Here is a 17,431-nt window from a genome sequence, read left to right on the forward strand (position 1 = left end):
GCACTCAGTGCCGCCAACTTGCTCATCCTGCCGCCTCGGTCCCGCTGGGGGAAGTGCTCTGTGACCTTTGCGACTCGTTTGATCGATCATTTTTTTGCGCCGTCCCCGGGGCAGCACAGAAGATCCGCCGGTCAGGCGCCCGACAGACGGAAGTCGAGGGCCGTACAGCGCCGGCCGGCCGACACCGTGCGCACGGCCTGACCGATCGCCTTGCGCGAACCGACCAGCACCACCAGCTTCTTGGCGCGCGTGACCGCCGTGTAGAGCAGGTTGCGCTGGAGCATCATCCACGCGCCCGTGGTGACCGGGATCACCACCGCGGGATATTCACTGCCCTGCGAGCGGTGAATGGTCACCGCGTAGGCGTGGGCCAGCTCGTCGAGCTCGTCGAAGTCGTACGGCACCTCCTCGTCCTCGTCCGTCAGCACCGTCAGGCGCTGGTCGACCGGGTCGAGCGAGGTGACCACGCCCACCGTGCCGTTGAAGACGCCGTTCTCGCCCTTGTCGTAGTTGTTGCGGATCTGGGTGACCTTGTCGCCGACGCGGAAGACCCGGCCGCCGAACCGCTTCTCCGGCAGCTCCGGGCGGCCCGGGGTGATGGCCTGCTGGAGCAGCCCGTTGAGCGTGCCCGCGCCGGCCGGGCCGCGGTGCATCGGCGCGAGCACCTGCACGTCCCGGCGCGGGTCGAGCCCGAAGCGGGCCGGGAGGCGCCGGGCCGCGACGTCCACGGTGAGCCGGCCGGCCGCCTCCGTGTCGTCCTCGACGAAGAGGAAGAAGTCCTTCATGCCGTCGGTGACGGGATACTGCCCGGCGTTGATCCGGTGGGCGTTGGTGACCACGCCGGACTGCTGGGCCTGGCGGAACACGCGCGTGAGGCGCACGGCGGGCACGGGGCTCTCCTCGGCCAGCAGGTCCCGCAGCACCTCCCCCGCGCCCACGCTGGGCAGCTGGTCCACGTCGCCCACGAACAGCAGGTGGGCGCCCGGCGGGACGGCCTTGACCAGCTTGTTGGCGAGCAGCAGGTCCAGCATGGACGCCTCGTCGACCACCACCAGGTCGGCGTCCAGCGGCCGGTCCCGGTCGTACGCCGCGTCGCCGCCGGGCTTGAGTTCGAGCAGCCGGTGCACGGTGGACGCCTCCGCCCCCGTCAGCTCGGCCAGCCGCTTGGCGGCGCGGCCCGTGGGCGCGGCCAGCAGCACCTTCGCCTTCTTGGCGCGGGCCAGCTCCACGATCGAGCGCACGGTGAAGGACTTGCCGCAGCCGGGACCGCCGGTCAGCACCGCCACCTTCTCGCTGAGCGCCAGCTTCACGGCGGCCTCCTGCTCGGGGGCGAGCTCCGCGCCCGTGCGCCCCTTCAGCCAGGTCAGCGCCCGGTCCCAGGCGACGTCCCGGAAGCCCGGCATCCGGTCCTCGCCGGTGCGCAGCAGGCGCAGCAGCTGGGCGGACAGGGAGAGTTCGGCGCGGTGGAAGGGGACCAGGTAGACCGCGGTGACCGGCTCGCCGCCGTCCGGGGCCGGGACCTTCTCCCGGACCACGCCCGGGTCCTCGCCGTCCTCGGCCGGCCCGGCCAGCTCCGCCAGGCACTCGATGACCAGCCCGGTGTCCACGCCGAGCAGCTTCACCGCGTCGGCGATCAGCCGCTCCTCGGGCAGGTAGCAGTGGCCCTGGTCGGCCGACTGGGACAGGGCGTACTGCAGGCCCGCCTTGACGCGCTCCGGGCTGTCGTGCGGGATGCCGACCGACTGGGCGATCTTGTCGGCGGTCAGGAAGCCGATGCCCCAGACGTCGGAGGCGAGCCGGTACGGCTGGTCCTTCACGACCGAGATGGAGGCGTCGCCGTACTTCTTGTAGATGCGCACGGCGATGGAGGTGGAGACCTCGACGGTCTGGAGGAAGAGCATGACCTCCTTGATCGCCTTCTGCTCCTCCCAGGCGTCGGCGATCTTCTTGGTGCGCTTGGGGCCGAGCCCGGGGACCTCGATCAGCCGCTTCGGCTCCTCCTCGATGATCTTCAGCGTGTCCAGCCCGAAGTGCTGGGTGATGCGGTCGGCGAAGACCGGTCCGATGCCCTTGACCAGGCCGGACCCCAGGTAGCGGCGGATGCCCTGGACGGTGGCGGGCAGCAGCGTCGTGTAGTTCTCCACCAGGAACTGCTTGCCGTACTGCGAGTGGGAGCCCCAGCGGCCCTCCATCCGCAGCGACTCGCCGACCTGGGCGCCGAGCAGCGCGCCGACGACGGTGAGCAGGTCGCCGGCCCCGCGGCCGGTGTCGACGCGGGCGACGGTGTAGCCGTTCTCCTCGTTGGCGTAGGTGATGCGCTCCAGCACGCCTTCGAGCGTGGCGAGCCGCCGCTCCCCGCCGGGGGTCCCCTCCTGCTGAGCCATGGTCCGACGGTACTCGGGGGGTGTGACAGGGCGGGGCCCTACCGGGGGGTGAGCGGGGGGAGGGCCCGCAGGAACGCGGCGAAGGAGACGGTGGGGAAGGTGAGGGTCGCGCGGGTGGGGTCCTTGGAGTCTCGGACGGCGGTGCGGGTGGGGGTGGTGGCTATCTCCACGCATGAGTCGCCGTCGCCAGGTCCGGAGTAGGACGACTTCCGCCAGTTGGTGTCCATGGATCGCCTCACAGCTCCTTCGCCAGCCGGTTGATGAAGTCGCGCGAGCGCTCGGGGTCGAGCGACGCGGCCTCAACCTTACGGAAGAGCGTTCGACAAGCCCCGAGTTGGGCTGCGGAGTCGATGAACGCAGCACCATGTGGACCGTCGCGTACGACGGTGTCCAGCTTCGGCACGGCGCCGCCCGCGTACGTCATGGCGCTCGCGGCACCGGCGAAGCCGTCCAGGTCGAACGGGACGACGCGGACGCTGACGTGGTCCGTCTCCGAAGCCTCCAGGATCCTGGCGAGTTGCGCCCTGGCAGCCGCGCGGTCGCTCACCCGGATGCGCAGGGCCGCTTCGTGGATCACCACGTCGTACGGGACGGTGAGCCGCTGCCGGTGCAGCCGGTGGCGTACGCGGAGTTCCAGCTCCTCCCCGGTCAGTTCCGGCACCCTTGAGGAGAAGACCGCCCGCGCGTAGTCCTCCGTCTGCAACAGGCCCGGCACGTAGCCGCTGGACCAAGGGCAGGACCGGAACCTGCTCCAGGAGGACGGCCGGGGACTGGGACTCGTCACGGCCTGCGCGGACCTCTGGGGCTGGCAGCCGTCAGCCCGGTTCGGGGCCCGGGGGAAATACGTCTGGTGTCAGCTCGACCCCCGCCTGCCGGGTCACGATCCGGTCTCGACATCTGGTTGAGGGGTTGATTAACCGGCGTGTAATCGATTCCAATCCTCCGTACGCGCCGATGTAATCGATTCCATGGCGTGCCGTTCGAGCCACGAGGAGGTGGTGGGGCGATGGCGAGCATCAAGGACGTCGCCGCCGAGGCGGGGGTGTCCGTCGCCACGGTGTCGCGGGTCCTGAACGACCATCCGTCGGTCAGCGAGGACGCACGCACGCGCGTGCTGACCGCCGTCCGGGCGCTGGGCTACCGCCCCAACGCGGTCGCCCGGTCGCTGCGCACCGACCAGACCCGCACCCTCGGCCTGGTCATCAGCGACGTGCTGAACCCCTACTTCACCGAGCTGGCCCGCGCGGTCGAGGAAGAGGCCCGCGCGCTCGGCTACAGCGTGATCATCGGCAACGCCGACGAGCGGCCCGACCTCCAGGACCACCACGTGCGGACGCTGCTGGACCGGCGTATCGACGGGCTGCTCGTCTCCCCCACCGACGGCGGCTCCCCGCTGATGCTGGACGCCGCGCGCGCGGGCACGCCGATGGTGTTCGTCGACCGCTGGATCCCCGGCGTGGACGTGCCCGTCGTGCGCGCCGACGGCCGCGCGGCCGTGCGCGACCTCGTCGCCCACCTGTACGGCCTCGGCCACCGCAGGCTCGCCATCATCGCGGGACCGGCGGCCACCACCACCGGCAGCGAGCGCGTCGAGGCGTTCCGCGCGGCGCTCGCCGAGCACGGGCTCCCCCTGCCCGACGCCTACATCGGCCAGGGCGACTTCCAGGCCGAGAGCGGCCGGCGGGTCACCGAGGGCTTCCTCGACCTGCCCGAGCCGCCCGAGGTCGTCTTCGCGGCCGACAACCTGATGGCCCTCGGCGCCCTGGACGCCGTACGCGCGCGTGGGCTGCGCGTGCCGGACGACCTGGCGCTGGCCGCGTTCGACGACATCCGGTGGTTCGTGCACACCGACCCGCCGGTCACGGCCGTCGCCCAGCCGACCGACGAGCTGGGCCGGGCCGCCGTACGGGCGCTCGTCGACCGCATCGAGGGCCGGCCCGGCGCGTCCGTCACCCTGCCCGCCCGGCTCGTCGTACGGCGTTCGTGCGGCGAACCGCCGGTCACCCCGACCGCAACGAACAGGAGCCAGTCGTGAGCAACCCGGACGAGTTGCTGCGCATCGAGGGCCTGCGGAAGACCTTCCCCGGCGTGGTCGCGCTCGACGGCGTCGACTTCGACCTGCGCCGCGGCGAGGTGCACGTGCTGCTCGGTGAGAACGGGGCCGGCAAGAGCACCCTGATCAAGATGCTCTCCGGCGCCTACCGCCCCGACGCCGGCCGCATCCTGGCCGACGGCCGGGAGGTGCGCATCCACGGCGCGCAGGACGCCGAGCGCCTCGGCATCGCCACCATCTACCAGGAGTTCAACCTGGTGCCCGACCTGACGGTCGCCGAGAACATCTTCCTGGGCCGCCAGCCGCGCCGCCTCGGCATGATCGACCGCAAGCGCATGGAAGCCGACGCCGAGGTGCTGCTGCGGCGGGTCGGCCTCACCGTGTCGCCCCGCGCACGCGTGCGGGAACTCGGCATCGCCCGGCTCCAGATGGTGGAGATCGCCAAGGCACTGAGCCTGGACGCGCGCGTGCTCATCATGGACGAGCCGACCGCCGTGCTGACCTCCGAGGAGGTCGACAAGCTCTTCGCGATCGTGCGCACCCTGCGCGCGGACGGCGTGGGCATCGTCTTCATCACCCACCACCTGGAGGAGATCGCCGCCCTCGGCGACCGCGTCACCGTCATCCGCGACGGCCGCAGCGTCGGGCAGGTGCCCGCCTCCACGCCCGAGGACGAGCTGGTCCGGCTCATGGTCGGCCGCTCGATCGAGCAGCAGTACCCGCGCGAACGGCCCGACCGGGGCCCCGCGCTGCTCACCGTCGAGGGCCTCACCCGGGACGGCGTCTTCCACGACGTCAGCTTCCAGGTGCACGCCGGTGAGGTCGTCGGCATCGCCGGACTGGTCGGCGCCGGGCGCACCGAGGTGGTCCGCGCGGTCTTCGGCGCCGACCCGTACGACCGGGGCGCCGTGCACGTCGAGGGCCGGGCCCTGCGCCGGCACGACGTGAACGCGGCCCTGGCGGCCGGGGTCGGGCTGGTGCCCGAGGACCGCAAGGGCCAGGGGCTGGTGCTGGACCAGACCGTCGAGGAGAACCTCGGCCTGGTCACCCTGCGGGCCGCCACGCGCGCGGGGCTCGTCGACCGCAAGGGACAGCACGAGGCCGCGGAGCGCATCGCGCGCCAGCTCGGCGTGCGCATGGCGGGCCTCGGCCAGCAGGTGCGCACCCTGTCCGGCGGCAACCAGCAGAAGGTCGTCATCGGCAAGTGGCTGCTGGCCGACACCCGGGTGCTGATCCTCGACGAGCCGACGCGCGGCATCGACGTCGGCGCCAAGGTCGAGATCTACCAGCTGGTCAACCGGCTGACGGCCGTCGGCGCCGCGGTGCTGATGGTCTCCAGCGACCTGCCGGAGGTGCTCGGCATGAGCGACCGGGTGCTGGTGATGGCCCAGGGCCGCATCGCGGGCGAGCTGTCCGCCGACGAGGCCACCCAGGACTCCGTGATGGCCCTCGCCGTCGGCTCCGCCAGCGCCACCGACACCCCCGCCGACCCCGCCGACCCGACCGGGTCCACCGACCCGACCGATTCGATCGACCCGACCGACCCGACCGACCCGACCGACAAGGAGGCCGCTCGTGGCCACTGACACGCTCAAGGGCGGCACCACGGGCGCCGGCGGCGCCGCGGCCGTGCGCCGCCTGCTGCTCGACAACGGCGCCCTCACCGCGCTGATCGTCCTCGTCATCGCCATGTCGGCGCTGTCGGGCGACTTCCTCACCACCGACAACCTGCTCAACGTCGGTGTCCAGGCGGCCGTGACCGCCATCCTCGCCTTCGGCGTGACCTTCGTGATCGTCTCCGCGGGCATCGACCTGTCGGTCGGCTCGGTGGCGGCCCTGTCGGCCACCGTCCTCGCCTGGAGCGCCACCTCGCGCGGCGTGCCGGTCGTCCTCGCCGTCGTGCTGGCGCTGGCCACGGGCATCGTGTGCGGGCTGGTGAACGGTTTCCTCATCGCGTACGGCAAGCTGCCGCCGTTCATCGCGACGCTCGCCATGCTGTCGGTGGGCCGCGGCCTGTCGCTGGTGATCTCCGAGGGCTCCCCGATCGCCTTCCCCGACTCCGTCTCCCACCTCGGCGACACGCTCGGCGGCTGGCTGCCGGTACCGGTGCTGGTCATGGTGGTCATGGGTCTGATCGCGGCCTTCGTGCTCGGCCGCACCTACATCGGCCGGTCGATGTACGCCATCGGCGGCAACGAGGAGGCCGCGCGGCTGTCCGGGCTGCGGGTGAAGAAGCAGAAGCTCGCGATCTACGCCCTGTCCGGCGTGTTCGCGGCCGCCGCGGGCATCGTGCTCGCCGCGCGGCTGTCGTCCGCGCAGCCGCAGGCCGCCGACGGCTACGAACTCGACGCCATCGCCGCCGTCGTCATCGGCGGCGCCTCCCTGGCGGGCGGCACCGGCAAGGCGTCCGGCACGCTGATCGGCGCGCTGATCCTCGCGGTGCTGCGCAACGGCCTCAACCTGCTGTCGGTGTCCGCGTTCTGGCAGCAGGTCGTGATCGGCGTGGTCATCGCGCTGGCGGTGCTGCTCGACACGGTGCGCCGCAAGGCGGGCGCCACGCCCACGCACAGCCCCGGCGGCAAGGGCCGGCAGACGGCGACGTACGCGCTGGCCGCGGTCGTCACGGTGGCGATCGTCGGGGCGACGTCCTTCCTGCACGGCGGCTCCTCGTCGTCGGCGAACCCGAAGGTCGGACTGTCGCTGTCGACGCTGAACAACCCGTTCTTCGTGCAGATCCGCTCCGGCGCCCAGGCCGAGGCGAAGAAGCGGGGCGTGGACCTGACGGTCACCGACGCCCAGAACGACGCCTCGCAGCAGGCCAACCAACTGCAGAACTTCACCAGTTCCGGCCTGGGCGCGATCATCGTCAACCCGGTGGACTCCGACGCGGCGGGCCCGTCCGTGCGGGCGGCCGACAAGGCGAAGATCCCCGTCATCGCGGTCGACCGCGGCGTCAACAAGGCGGACGTGAACGCGCTGGTGGCGTCGGACAACGTGGCCGGCGGCGAACTGGCCGCCAAGACCGTCGCGGAGAAGCTGGGCGGTAACGGCAGGATCGTGATCCTCCAGGGGCAGGCCGGCACCTCCGCCGCCCGGGAGCGCGCCGAGGGCTTCGCCAAGGGCCTGAAGGCCTACCCGGGCATCCAGGTGGTGGCCCAGCAGCCCGCCGACTTCGACCGCACCAAGGGCCTCGACGTGATGTCGAACCTGCTCCAGGCCCACCCGGACGTGCAGGGCGTGATCGCCGCGAACGACGAGATGGCGCTCGGCGCGATCAAGGCGCTCGGGACGAAGGCGGGGAAGTCGGTGCAGGTCGTCGGCTTCGACGGAACCCCGGACGGCCTCAAGGCCGTCGAACAGGGCACGCTGTACGCGTCGGTGGCGCAGCAGCCGTCCCAGCTGGGCCGGATCGCCGTGGACAACGCGCTGCGGGCGCTCGACGGCAAGGACGTGCCGGCGACGGTGAAGGTGCCGGTGAAGGTGGTCACGAAGGAGAACGTGGCCGGCTTCCACGGCTGACGCAGGTGAGCCGACAGGTGAGCCGACAGGTGAGCCGACACAGGTGAGTGGGCGGGCGGTCACCCTCGCGGGGGCCGTCCGCCCGGTCCGCTTCTTCAGGGTTCCAGGTTCCAGGGGAGTTCTCTCATGTACGACTACGACCTGCTGGTCGTCGGGTCGGCCAACGCCGACCTGGTGATCGGCGTCGAGCGCCGGCCGGGGGCCGGGGAGACGGTGCTCGGCTCCGACCTGGCCGTCCACCCGGGCGGCAAGGGCGCCAACCAGGCGGTGGCGGCGGCCCGGCTCGGTGCCCGTACGGCGCTGCTGGCGCGGATCGGCGACGACGCGTACGGCCGGCTGCTGCTGGAGTCGCAGCGGGCGGCCGGCGTCGACACGGTGGGTGTGCTGGTGGGCGGGGCGCCGACCGGCGTCGCGCTGATCACGGTCGACCCGTCGGGCGACAACAGCATCGTGGTCTCCCCCGGCGCGAACGCGCGGCTCGCTCCCCGGGACGTGCGGGCGGCGACGAGCCTCTTCCACGCCTCCCGGGTGGTGTCGGCGCAGCTGGAGATCCCCCTGGAGACGGTGGAGGAGGTCGTACGGACCTTGCCGCCGGACACGCGGTTCGTGCTGAACCCGTCGCCGCCGCGGCCGCTGGACACCGAGGTGCTGGCGGCCTGCGACCCGCTGATCGTCAACGAGCACGAGGCGAAGGTGCTGCTGGGCGAGGCGTACGACGTGGCGTCAGGGCCCGAGGACTGGGCGCGGCTGCTGCTGGCGAAGGGACCGCGGTCGGTGGTCGTGACGCTGGGCGCGCGCGGGGCGCTGGTGGCGTCGTCCGAGGGTGTGGTCCGGGTCGGCGCGGTGGCGGTGGACGCGGTGGACACCACGGGCGCGGGCGACTCCTTCACGGCGGCGCTGGCCTGGCGGCTGGGCGCGGGGGCGTCGTTGGCGGAGGCGGCGGCCTACGCGGCGCGGGTCGGGGCGGTGGCGGTGACCCGGCGGGGCGCGCAGGAGTCGTTCCCGACGGCGGACGAGGTCGAGGCGTTGCGGGGAGGCGGTGCCGCGTGAAGAAGGCGGGGATCCTGAACCGCCACCTCGCGGGCGCGCTGGCCGAACTGGGGCACGGCGACGGGGTGCTGGTCTGCGACGCGGGCATGCCGGTGCCGGACGGGCCGCGCGTGGTGGACCTCGCCTTCCGGGCCGGGGTGCCGTCGTTCGCGGAGGTCGTGGAGGGGCTGCTGGCGGAACTGGTGGTGGAGGGGGCGACGGCGGCGACGGAGGTGCGCGAGGCCAACCCGGCCGCGGCGGCCCTGTTGTCCCGCCACTTCCCTGCCCTGGCCTACGTCCCCCACGACGACCTGAAGAGCCTCTCGCGCCACGCCCGCCTGGTGGTCCGCACGGGCGAGGCCCGCCCGTACGCCAACGTCCTGCTCCGCTGCGGGGTCTTCTTCTGACCCCCGGCGCACAGATGGGAGGGGCCCGGTCGTCGACCGGGCCCCTCCTGTTCCCCCCTCTGATCAGAACCCCCTGCGATCCCCCCGGATCCCCCTCCAGAAGTCCTGATGCCCTGTACGACACGTGGGGGTGGGGGGTGGGTTGCACGGGGTTCGAAGATTTTCGGGGGTGTTCGTTAATGATCAGGTGGGGGTGGGGCCCCCGTGCCGCGACCGTTCGCACGGCCATTGTCGTCGTCCGCCGGGGCGGTCGTCACGTGAGGACGTGGGTCACGAAACGCTTCGCCGTTTCCCTCAGTACCTCGCGGCCGTCCCTCGACCACAGGGTCTCGTTGAAGAGTTCGACCTCGATGGGGCCCGTGTAGCCGGCCGAGTCGACGTGGTGTTTCCAGGTGGGGAAGTCGATCGCGCCGTCGCCGAGTTGGCCGCGGCCGTTGAGGACGCCCTCGGGGAGCGGGGTGGTCCAGTCGGCGACCTGGAAGGTGTGGATGCGGTGCTGGGCGCCCGCGCGGGCGATCTGGGCGGGGGCCGTGTCGTCCCACCAGAGGTGGTAGGTGTCGACGGTGACGCCCACCTGGTGCGCGGGGAAGCGTTCCGCGAGGTCGAGGGCCTGGGTGAGGGTCGAGACCACGCAGCGGTCCGAGGCGAACATGGGGTGCAGGGGCTCGATCGCCAGGCGCACGCCGTGCTGTTCGGCGTACGGGCCCAGCTCGGCCAGCGCGTCCGCGATGCGTTCGCGGGCGCCGTGCAGGTCCTTGGAGCCGGCCGGGAGGCCGCCCGAGACCAGGACCAGCACCTGGGTGCCGAGGGCCGCCGCCTCCTCCACCGCCCGGCGGTTGTCGGCGATCGCTTCCGCCCGCTCCCGCGGGTCGGTCGCCGTGAGGAAGCCGCCCCGGCAGAGGGTGGTCACGGCCAGGCCGGCGTCGCGCACCAGCTTGGCCGTCGCCTCCACGCCGTAGGACCGCACGGGGTCGCGCCACAGGCCCACCCCGGGGACGCCCAGGTCGAGGCAGGCGTCCACGAGGTCGGGCAGGGGCAGTTGCTTGACCGTCATCTGGTTGACGGAGAAGCGGGACAGGTCCCCGACGCCGTTCACCGGTCCACCCCGTGGAGGGAGAGGAGGGTCTTCATGCGGTCCTCCGCGAGCTTCGGGTCGGGGAACAGGCCGAGGCCGTCAGCGAGTTCGTAGGCGCGGGCCAGGTGGGGCAGGGAGCGGGCCGACTGCAGACCGCCCACCATCGTGAAGTGCGTCTGGTGGCCCGCGAGCCAGGCGAGGAACACCACGCCCGTCTTGTAGAAGCGCGTGGGGGCCCGGAAGAGGTGGCGGGAGAGCTCCACCGTGGGGTCCAGGAGGGCGCGGAAGCCCGTCACGTCCCCCGTGTCCAGCACCCGTACCGCCTGCGCCGCCAGCGGGCCCAACGGGTCGAAGATGCCGAGCAGGGCGTGGCTGAAGCCCTGTTCGTCGCCCGCGATCAGTTCGGGGTAGTGGAAGTCGTCGCCGGTGTAGCAGCGGACGCCGTCCGGGAGCCGGCGGCGCAGGGCCACCTCGCGCCCGGCGTCCAGCAGCGACACCTTGATGCCGTCCACCTTGTCCGGGTGCGCGGCGATCACCTCCAGGAACACCTCCGTCGCCGCGTCCAGGTCGGACGCGCCCCAGTAACCCTCCAGCGCGGGGTCGAACATCGGGCCCAGCCAGTGCAGGACCACCGGCTCGGCGGCCTGGCGCAGGAGGTGGCCGTAGACCTCCAGGTAGTCGTCGGGGCCGGACGCGGCCGCGCACAGGGCGCGGGAGGCCATCAGGATCGCCTGCGCGCCCGACTCCTCCACGACCGCGAGCTGCTCCTCGTACGCCGCCCGTACCTCGGCCGGGGTGCCGGCCGTGAGCTGGTCGGTGCCGACCCCGCAGGCGATGCGGCCGCCCACCGAGTGCGCCTCGGCCGCCGAGCGGCGGATCAGCTCCGCCGCGCCCGCCCAGTCCAGGCCCATGCCGCGCTGCGCGGTGTCCATCGCCTCGGCGACGCCCAGCCCGTGGGACCACAGGTGACGACGGAAGGCGAGCGTCGCCTCCCAGTCCACGGCGGCGGGCCCGTCCGGCGTGGTGTCGGCGAACGGGTCCGCCACGACGTGCGCCGCCGAGAAGACCGTACGGGAGGTGAAGGGGGTGCCGGCCGTCACCGCGAAGGGCTCGGCGCGGGGCTCGTAGGCCCGCAACCCGCCTTGGGCGTCGGGGAGTCGGATCGTCACAGCTGGATCTCCGGTACGTCGAGGCGGCGGCCCTCCGCCGAGGACCTCAGGCCCAGCTCGGCGAGCTGGACGCCGCGGGCGCCGGCGAGCAGGTCCCAGTGGTAGGGGGCGTCGGCGTAGACGTGCTTGAGGAACAGCTCCCACTGGGCCTTGAAGCCGTTGTCGAACTCCCCGTTGTCCGGGACCTCCTGCCACTGGTCGCGGAACACCTCGGTGGCGGGGATGTCGGGGTTCCACACCGGCTTCGGCGTTGCCGAGCGGTGCTGGGCACGGCAGGTGCGCAGGCCGGCCACCGCGGAGCCCTCCGTGCCGTCGACCTGGAACTCGACCAGCTCGTCACGGTTGACCCGCACCGTCCAGGAGGAGTTGATCTGGGCGACCGCGCCGCCCTCCAGCTCGAAGATGCCGTAGGCGGCGTCGTCGGCCGTGGCGTCGTAGGGCTTGCCGTTCTCGTCCCAGCGCTGCGGGACGTGGGTGGTGGCGAGGGCCTGCACGGACCGCACCCGGCCGAACAGCTCGTGCAGCACGTACTCCCAGTGGGGGAACATGTCGACGACGATGCCCCCGCCGTCCTCGGCGCGGTAGTTCCACGACGGGCGCTGGGCCTCCTGCCAGTCGCCCTCGAAGACCCAGTAACCGAACTCGCCGCGCACGGACAGGATCCGCCCAAAGAAGCCGCCGTCGATCAGCCGCTTCAGCTTCAGCAGCCCGGGCAGGAAGATCTTGTCCTGCACCACCCCGTGCTTGATGCCGGCCGCCGCGGCGAGCCGGGCCAGCTCCAGGGCGCCGTCCAGTCCGGTGGCGGTCGGCTTCTCGGTGTAGACGTGCTTGCCCGCCGCGATCGCCTGCTTGATCGCCTCCTCGCGGGCCGAGGTCACCTGGGCGTCGAAGTAGATGTCGACGGCCGGGTCGGCGAGGACCGCGTCCACGTCGGTGGTCCAGTGCTCCAGGCCGTGCCGTTCGGCAAGCGCCTTCAGCGCGGGTGCGCGGCGGCCGACCAGGACCGGCTCCGGCCACAGCACGGTGGCGTCGCCGAGGGCGAGCCCGCCCTGTTCGCGCAGGGCCAGCAGGGAGCGGACCAGGTGCTGGCGGTAGCCCATGCGCCCGGTCACGCCGTTCATGGCGATCCGCACCGTCTTGCGTGTCACGTCGGTCCCTTCGTCGAAGTCGTACGCGGTCGTCCGCAGGCGTGCGCGCCGCGTACGCCTCTTCCTGATCAGCACGACAGCAAGCGCTTTCTATCCGAGGAGAAGCTAACCTCTGCACGGCGGTCCGGACAAGACCGTGTCCAGACCTGAGTTGTTCGAGCGGGCGAACAACGGGGGTCGACGGTCGTAGGGTCTGCTCCACACGCGCGGAACCTGAGCGCCGCGCGGCCTGTCTACGAGGGCGTACACGTACCTGCGGGCACCCCTCGGGGATCCGTACGACCCGTACGACCCGTACGGCGACGCTCGACGCCGTACGACCAGATGCGCGACCGGAGGACGACGAGATGACGGTGACCCTTGCGGACGTGGCGGCCCGCGCCCAGGTCTCCCCCGCGACGGTGTCGCGCGTGCTGAACGGGAACTACCCCGTGGCCGCCTCCACCCGCGAACGGGTGCTGCGCGCCGTCGACGAGCTCGACTACGTGCTCAACGGCCCCGCCAGCGCCCTCGCCGCGGCCACCTCCGACCTGGTGGGCATCCTGGTCAACGACATCGCCGACCCGTTCTTCGGGATCATGGCCGGCGCGATCCAGTCCGAGATCGGCGGGCCCGGCGGCCGGGCCGGCGGCGAACGGCTCGCGGTGGTCTGCAACACCGGCGGGTCACCGGAACGCGAACTCACCTACCTGACCCTCCTCCAGCGCCAGCGGGCGGCGGCCGTGGTGCTCACCGGCGGCGCCGTGGAGGACCAGCCCCACGCGGCGGCCGTCGCGGCCAAGCTGCGCAAGCTGGCCGCCGCCGGGACCAGGATCGTGCTGTGCGGGCGGCCGCCCGCGCCGGACACCGACGCGGTCGCGCTGACCTTCGACAACCGCGGCGGCGGCCGCGAACTCACCGAGCACCTCGTCCGGCTCGGCCACCGCCGGCTCGGCTACATCGCCGGGCCCGAGGAGCGCACCACCACCCGGCACCGGCTCGAGGGCCACCGGGCCGCCCTCGCCGCGGCCGGCATCGAGGAGGACCCGCGCTGGACCGTGCACGGCCCCTACGACCGGCGCGCGGGCTACGAGGCCACGCTGGAGCTGCTGCGGCGCGACCCGACGCTCACGGCCGTGGTCGCCGCGAACGACTCCGTCGCGCTGGGGGCGTGCGCGGCGCTGCGGGAGTCGGGACGGCGCATCCCGGACGACGTGTCGGTCGCCGGGTTCGACGACCTGCCGTTCAGCATCGACGCGGTGCCGTCGCTGACGACGGTGCGGTTGCCGCTGGCGGAGGCGGGGGCGCGGGCGGGGCGGATCGCGATGGGGCGGGAGGAGCCGCCACCCGGGGGGATCGCGATGATCCGGGGGGAGTTGATGGTGCGGGGGTCCTCCGGGGTGCCGCGGGAGTCCTCCGGGGTGCCGCGGGGTTAGTGCGGGCGTTCGTTTTCATGGGGTGGCCCTGGGCTGGTGCCGGCGTGCTGGGGGCTGCGCCCCCAGACCCCCGCTCCGGCCCTGGACGGGCCTCGTCCTCAAACGCCGGACGGGCTGATTCACGGTCACCCCGATGAGTTTTCACCTCCGGCGCCGTCTCCCCTGCCGTACGGCGCAGCACCCCAGCCCCCAGGAGTGAGTCCCATGCGGATCGTCATCAGTTCGTTCATCAGTCTCGACGGGGTCGTCCAGGCGCCCGGCGCGCCGGAGGAGGACACCGACGGGGGGTTCGCGCACGGTGGGTGGACGCACGCGTACTTCGACCCGGAGGTGGTCGGCGGTGCCTTCGACGCCGCGTTGCAGAAGGCGGACGCCCTGCTGTTCGGGCGGCGGACCTGGACGGCGATGGCCGCGGCCTGGCCCGAGCGGGCCGGGGACCCGTTCGCGGACCGGATGAACTCGATCCGCAAGTACGTCGTGTCCGCGACGCTCGGCGAGGACCTGCCGGCGTGGGACAACTCGGTGCTGGTGCCCGGCGCCGACGCCGTGGCGCGGCTGCGGGAGCTGCGCGGCCGTGCGGGCGGTGACCTGCTCGTCATGGGCAGCCCCACCCTCGCGCGCACGCTGATCGGTGCGGGGCTCGTGGACGAACTCGTCCTGATGCGGATGCCCGTGGTGCTCGGCGGCGGCAAGTCGATCTTCCCCGAGGACGGCGGCCGGCGCGGTTTCGAGCTGGTGTCCTGCACGACGGCCGGGACGGGCGCCGAGGTGTGCGTGTACCGCGCCGCCGGGGCCGAACACTAGGCGGTCCGGCACGGGTGTGGTGACGCGATCCCGGGGCAGGGGGTGGGTGTGGAGCGGCGCCGTCCGGTCCGCGCGAGTAGGGTCCGGGGCATGAAGTTCGCCTTCTCCACGCTCGGTGTTCCCGGTCTTCCCCTGCCCGAAGTGCTGCGGCTCGCGACCGCGCACGGATACCACGGTGTCGAACTGCGCGCCCACCCCGAGGAGCCGGTCCATCCAGGGCTCGGCACCGGTGAACGGGAGGACGTGGCCGCCCGGTTCAAGGACGCCGGCGTCGAACTGCTCGGCCTCGCCGGCTACGCACGCGTGGCCGCGCCCGGCGACGACGAAGCGGTGCTGGAGGAGATCCGTTCGCTGCTCGGGCTGGCCCACGACCTGGGCGCCCCCTTCGTACGGGTCCTCCCCGGCGGTTCGGACGCCGCCTCCTCCGACGAGGCCGACGCGATCGCCGCCCGGCGGCTCGGCACCGTCGCCCGGGACGCCGCCGACCTCGGTGTGCGCGTCCTGGTGGAGACCCACGACTCGCACCCCACCGGCGCCGACGTCACCCGGATCATCGGCCAGGTCGGCCACCGCCAGGTCGGCGCCCTCTGGGACGTGATGCACACCTGGCTCGGCGGCGAGCAGCCCCTCGACAGCTACGCGGCGCTCTCCCCGTACCTCGGCTACGTCCAGGTCAAGGACATCGTCTCGGCCGACGACACCACTCCCCTGGCGCTCGGCGCGGGCATCCTGCCGCTCGGCGAGTGCGTGGAGGTGCTGTCCCGGCACGGCTGGGACGGCTGGCTGTGCTGGGAGTACGAGAAGCGCTGGTACGAGTCCGCCGAGCCGCTGCCCGGCCTGCTCACGGCGGGACGCGCGCACCTGGGCCGGCTGCTCAACGACTCGGCCTGAGGACCGCCGGGGTCCGGGGCCGGGGCGAGGCGGGTTGACCTGTGCGTGGTCGGCCCCTCGGCTGCTAATCCACTGGCGGGGCGTCTACGGCGCGGGTTAGCCTCCGCGCCGTGCCCCCGCCCCCCGTGCCCCCGCCCTCCTCGTCGCCGCCCCGCGTGTCGCCGCTCTCCGCGGTCGCTCGCCCCGCGGCCCCCGCGTCAGCCGCCGTCCCGGCCTCATGAGGCTCGCCGGGACGCTCGTCGACCTCCGTCCGCTGCGGACCTCCCCCGTCTTCCGGCGGCTGCTGTTCGGGCGCACGGTGTCCACGCTCGGTGGCTTCATGACCATGGTCACCGTCCTCTACCAGGTGTGGGACACCACCCACAGCGCCGTCTGGAGCGGCGCGGTCGGTCTGGCGCAGGCGCTGCCGATGGTCGGTGTCGGGCTGTTCGCCGGGGCCTGGGTGGACCGGGTCGACCGGCGGCGGGTGTACCTGGCGTCGACCGTCGGTCAGGCGGTGTGCTCGGCGCTGCTGGCCGTGCAGGGCTTCACCGGGCACGTGCCCGTGGCGCTCGTGCTGGTCCTCGTCGCCGTGCAGGCGTCGTTCGCGGCGGTCTCCGCCCCCGCGGCCGGGGTGTTCGTGCCCCGGCTGCTGCCGAAGGACCAGGTGGCCGCCGGGCTCGCCCTGCACCAGGTCACCGGGCAGGCCATGATGCTGCTCGGCCCGGCCGTCGCCGGGGTGGTCCTCGGCTGGTGGGGCATCGGCGTCTGCTACCTGTTCGACGCGCTCAGCTTCGGCCTGTCCTTCTACGGCGCCTTCGGGCTGCCCGCGCTGCCGCCGCAGGGCGAGGGGGCCCGGCCCGGACTGCACGGGGTGCTGGACGGGCTGCGGTTCCTGACCGGGCACCGGGTGGTGCGCGGCGCGCTGGTCACCGACCTCGCGGCGACCGTGCTGTCGATGCCGGTCAGCCTCTTCCCGCTGGTCAACACCGAGCGGTTCGGCGGCGATCCACGCACCCTCGGGCTGTTCCTGTCCGCGCTCGCCGTCGGCGGGGTCACGGCGACCGCCCTGTCCGGCGCCGTCACCCGCCGGGGCCGGCCGGGCCCGGTCATGCTGTGCGCGTCCGGCACCTGGGGCCTGGCCCTCGCCGGGTTCGGGCTCACCACCAGCGCGTGGGCGGGGCTGGCGATGCTGGTGCTGGCCGGGGCCGCGGACGCGGTGGCCGTCCTGTCCCGCAGCACGATCGTGCAGACCCTGACCCCGGACGCCCTGCTGGGCCGGGTCACCGCCGCCGAGCTGGTCGTCGGCCAGGCGGGCCCGCACCTGGGCAACCTGCGCGCCGGTGTGGTCGCCGGCTGGTCCTCGGGCGCGACGGCCCTGGTAACCGGCGGTCTGCTGTGCCTGGCGGCGGTGACGACGGTGGGCGCGTCCACACCGGAGCTCAGGGGGGCGGCGCCGGCCGGTCCCGGCGGGGACGAGGGGGTCACGGGGGACCCGGCCACACTCCCCGTCCCCGAGGCCTCCCCCACTCCCCTCCCCGAGCGCTGACCCCGCCCG

Annotated in this window: 14 protein-coding genes and 1 pseudogene; 9 read left to right on the forward strand and 6 right to left on the reverse strand. The window is 73.2% G+C overall.

Annotation, left to right across the window (positions count from 1 at the left end; all coding sequences use genetic code 11):
* Positions 1-131: 131 nt before the first annotated feature.
* The 3 genes and pseudogenes from recD2 to E4U91_RS12735 all read right to left on the reverse strand — a co-directional run.
* On the reverse strand, positions 132-2,384 hold the full coding sequence (recD2, locus tag E4U91_RS12725) for an SF1B family DNA helicase RecD2 (RefSeq protein WP_137306957.1): 2,253 nt from the start codon (positions 2,382-2,384) through the stop codon (positions 132-134).
* 38 nt (positions 2,385-2,422) lie between these two features.
* Complete coding sequence (locus E4U91_RS12730) at positions 2,423-2,611, reverse strand: DUF397 domain-containing protein (protein ID WP_137306958.1); 189 nt, start codon at positions 2,609-2,611, stop codon at positions 2,423-2,425.
* A gap of 8 nt (positions 2,612-2,619) precedes the next feature.
* Positions 2,620-3,102, reverse strand: a pseudogene (locus tag E4U91_RS12735) (DUF5753 domain-containing protein); the annotation flags it as partial.
* Between the two features lie 288 nt (positions 3,103-3,390).
* On the opposite strand from E4U91_RS12735, the gene E4U91_RS12745 reads away from it, so the two are divergent.
* From E4U91_RS12745 to rbsD, 5 genes are all read left to right on the forward strand, one after another.
* Positions 3,391-4,419 (forward strand): LacI family DNA-binding transcriptional regulator, encoded by a 1,029-nt coding sequence (locus tag E4U91_RS12745; RefSeq protein ID WP_137306959.1) that lies wholly within the window; start codon positions 3,391-3,393, stop codon positions 4,417-4,419.
* On the forward strand, positions 4,416-6,023 hold the full coding sequence (locus E4U91_RS12750; RefSeq protein WP_137306960.1) for a sugar ABC transporter ATP-binding protein: 1,608 nt from the start codon (positions 4,416-4,418) through the stop codon (positions 6,021-6,023). The genes E4U91_RS12745 and E4U91_RS12750 overlap by 4 nt, the downstream gene beginning before the upstream one ends.
* Positions 6,013-7,956: an ABC transporter permease/substrate-binding protein gene (locus E4U91_RS12755; protein ID WP_137306961.1), complete on the forward strand. Its 1,944-nt coding sequence runs from the start codon at positions 6,013-6,015 to the stop codon at positions 7,954-7,956. The genes E4U91_RS12750 and E4U91_RS12755 overlap by 11 nt, the downstream gene beginning before the upstream one ends.
* A 126-nt stretch (positions 7,957-8,082) precedes the next feature.
* A complete protein-coding gene (locus E4U91_RS12760; RefSeq protein ID WP_137306962.1) occupies positions 8,083-9,006 on the forward strand; it encodes a ribokinase in 924 nt (307 codons plus the stop codon).
* Complete coding sequence (rbsD, locus tag E4U91_RS12765; RefSeq protein ID WP_137306963.1) at positions 9,003-9,392, forward strand: D-ribose pyranase; 390 nt, start codon at positions 9,003-9,005, stop codon at positions 9,390-9,392. The genes E4U91_RS12760 and rbsD overlap by 4 nt, the downstream gene beginning before the upstream one ends.
* 253 nt (positions 9,393-9,645) lie before the next feature.
* Here rbsD and E4U91_RS12770 read toward each other — a convergent pair whose 3' ends face one another.
* From E4U91_RS12770 to E4U91_RS12780, 3 genes are read right to left on the reverse strand one after another with little or no spacing between them, the layout of a single operon-like run.
* Positions 9,646-10,446 (reverse strand): sugar phosphate isomerase/epimerase family protein, encoded by an 801-nt coding sequence (locus E4U91_RS12770; protein ID WP_137310793.1) that lies wholly within the window; start codon positions 10,444-10,446, stop codon positions 9,646-9,648.
* 38 nt (positions 10,447-10,484) lie between these two features.
* Positions 10,485-11,636: a dihydrodipicolinate synthase family protein gene (locus tag E4U91_RS12775; RefSeq protein ID WP_137306964.1), complete on the reverse strand. Its 1,152-nt coding sequence runs from the start codon at positions 11,634-11,636 to the stop codon at positions 10,485-10,487.
* A complete protein-coding gene (locus E4U91_RS12780; protein WP_137306965.1) occupies positions 11,633-12,784 on the reverse strand; it encodes a Gfo/Idh/MocA family protein in 1,152 nt (383 codons plus the stop codon). The genes E4U91_RS12775 and E4U91_RS12780 overlap by 4 nt, the downstream gene beginning before the upstream one ends.
* Before the next feature lie 347 nt (positions 12,785-13,131).
* Between E4U91_RS12780 and E4U91_RS12785 the strand changes: the two genes are divergently transcribed.
* From E4U91_RS12785 to E4U91_RS12800, 4 genes are all read left to right on the forward strand, one after another.
* On the forward strand, positions 13,132-14,199 hold the full coding sequence (locus E4U91_RS12785; RefSeq protein ID WP_137306966.1) for a LacI family DNA-binding transcriptional regulator: 1,068 nt from the start codon (positions 13,132-13,134) through the stop codon (positions 14,197-14,199).
* Positions 14,200-14,403: 204 nt separating this feature from the next.
* Complete coding sequence (locus E4U91_RS12790; RefSeq protein ID WP_137306967.1) at positions 14,404-15,003, forward strand: dihydrofolate reductase family protein; 600 nt, start codon at positions 14,404-14,406, stop codon at positions 15,001-15,003.
* Positions 15,004-15,093: 90 nt separating this feature from the next.
* Positions 15,094-15,894, forward strand: a complete 801-nt coding sequence (locus E4U91_RS12795; RefSeq protein ID WP_137306968.1) for a sugar phosphate isomerase/epimerase family protein — start codon at positions 15,094-15,096, stop codon at positions 15,892-15,894.
* Between the two features lie 217 nt (positions 15,895-16,111).
* Positions 16,112-17,422 (forward strand): MFS transporter, encoded by a 1,311-nt coding sequence (locus tag E4U91_RS12800; RefSeq protein WP_137306969.1) that lies wholly within the window; start codon positions 16,112-16,114, stop codon positions 17,420-17,422.
* The last annotated feature ends 9 nt before the right edge of the window (positions 17,423-17,431 follow it).

This window comes from Streptomyces lasalocidi, assembly GCF_005280215.1.
Taxonomy (GTDB): Bacteria; Actinomycetota; Actinomycetes; order Streptomycetales; family Streptomycetaceae; genus Streptomyces; species Streptomyces longwoodensis.

Excerpts from the sequence above, each read along its gene's own strand:
- recD2 (WP_137306957.1), bottom strand. The coding sequence starts at position 2,384 with ATGGCTCAGCAGGAGGGGACCCCCGGCGGGGAGCGGCGGCTCGCCACG.
- E4U91_RS12730 (WP_137306958.1), bottom strand. The coding sequence starts at position 2,611 with ATGGACACCAACTGGCGGAAGTCGTCCTACTCCGGACCTGGCGACGGC.
- E4U91_RS12745 (WP_137306959.1), top strand. The coding sequence starts at position 3,391 with ATGGCGAGCATCAAGGACGTCGCCGCCGAGGCGGGGGTGTCCGTCGCC.
- E4U91_RS12760 (WP_137306962.1), top strand. The coding sequence starts at position 8,083 with ATGTACGACTACGACCTGCTGGTCGTCGGGTCGGCCAACGCCGACCTG.
- E4U91_RS12770 (WP_137310793.1), bottom strand. The coding sequence starts at position 10,446 with ATGACGGTCAAGCAACTGCCCCTGCCCGACCTCGTGGACGCCTGCCTC.
- E4U91_RS12785 (WP_137306966.1), top strand. The coding sequence starts at position 13,132 with ATGACGGTGACCCTTGCGGACGTGGCGGCCCGCGCCCAGGTCTCCCCC.
- E4U91_RS12790 (WP_137306967.1), top strand. The coding sequence starts at position 14,404 with ATGCGGATCGTCATCAGTTCGTTCATCAGTCTCGACGGGGTCGTCCAG.
- E4U91_RS12795 (WP_137306968.1), top strand. The coding sequence starts at position 15,094 with ATGAAGTTCGCCTTCTCCACGCTCGGTGTTCCCGGTCTTCCCCTGCCC.
- E4U91_RS12800 (WP_137306969.1), top strand. The coding sequence starts at position 16,112 with ATGAGGCTCGCCGGGACGCTCGTCGACCTCCGTCCGCTGCGGACCTCC.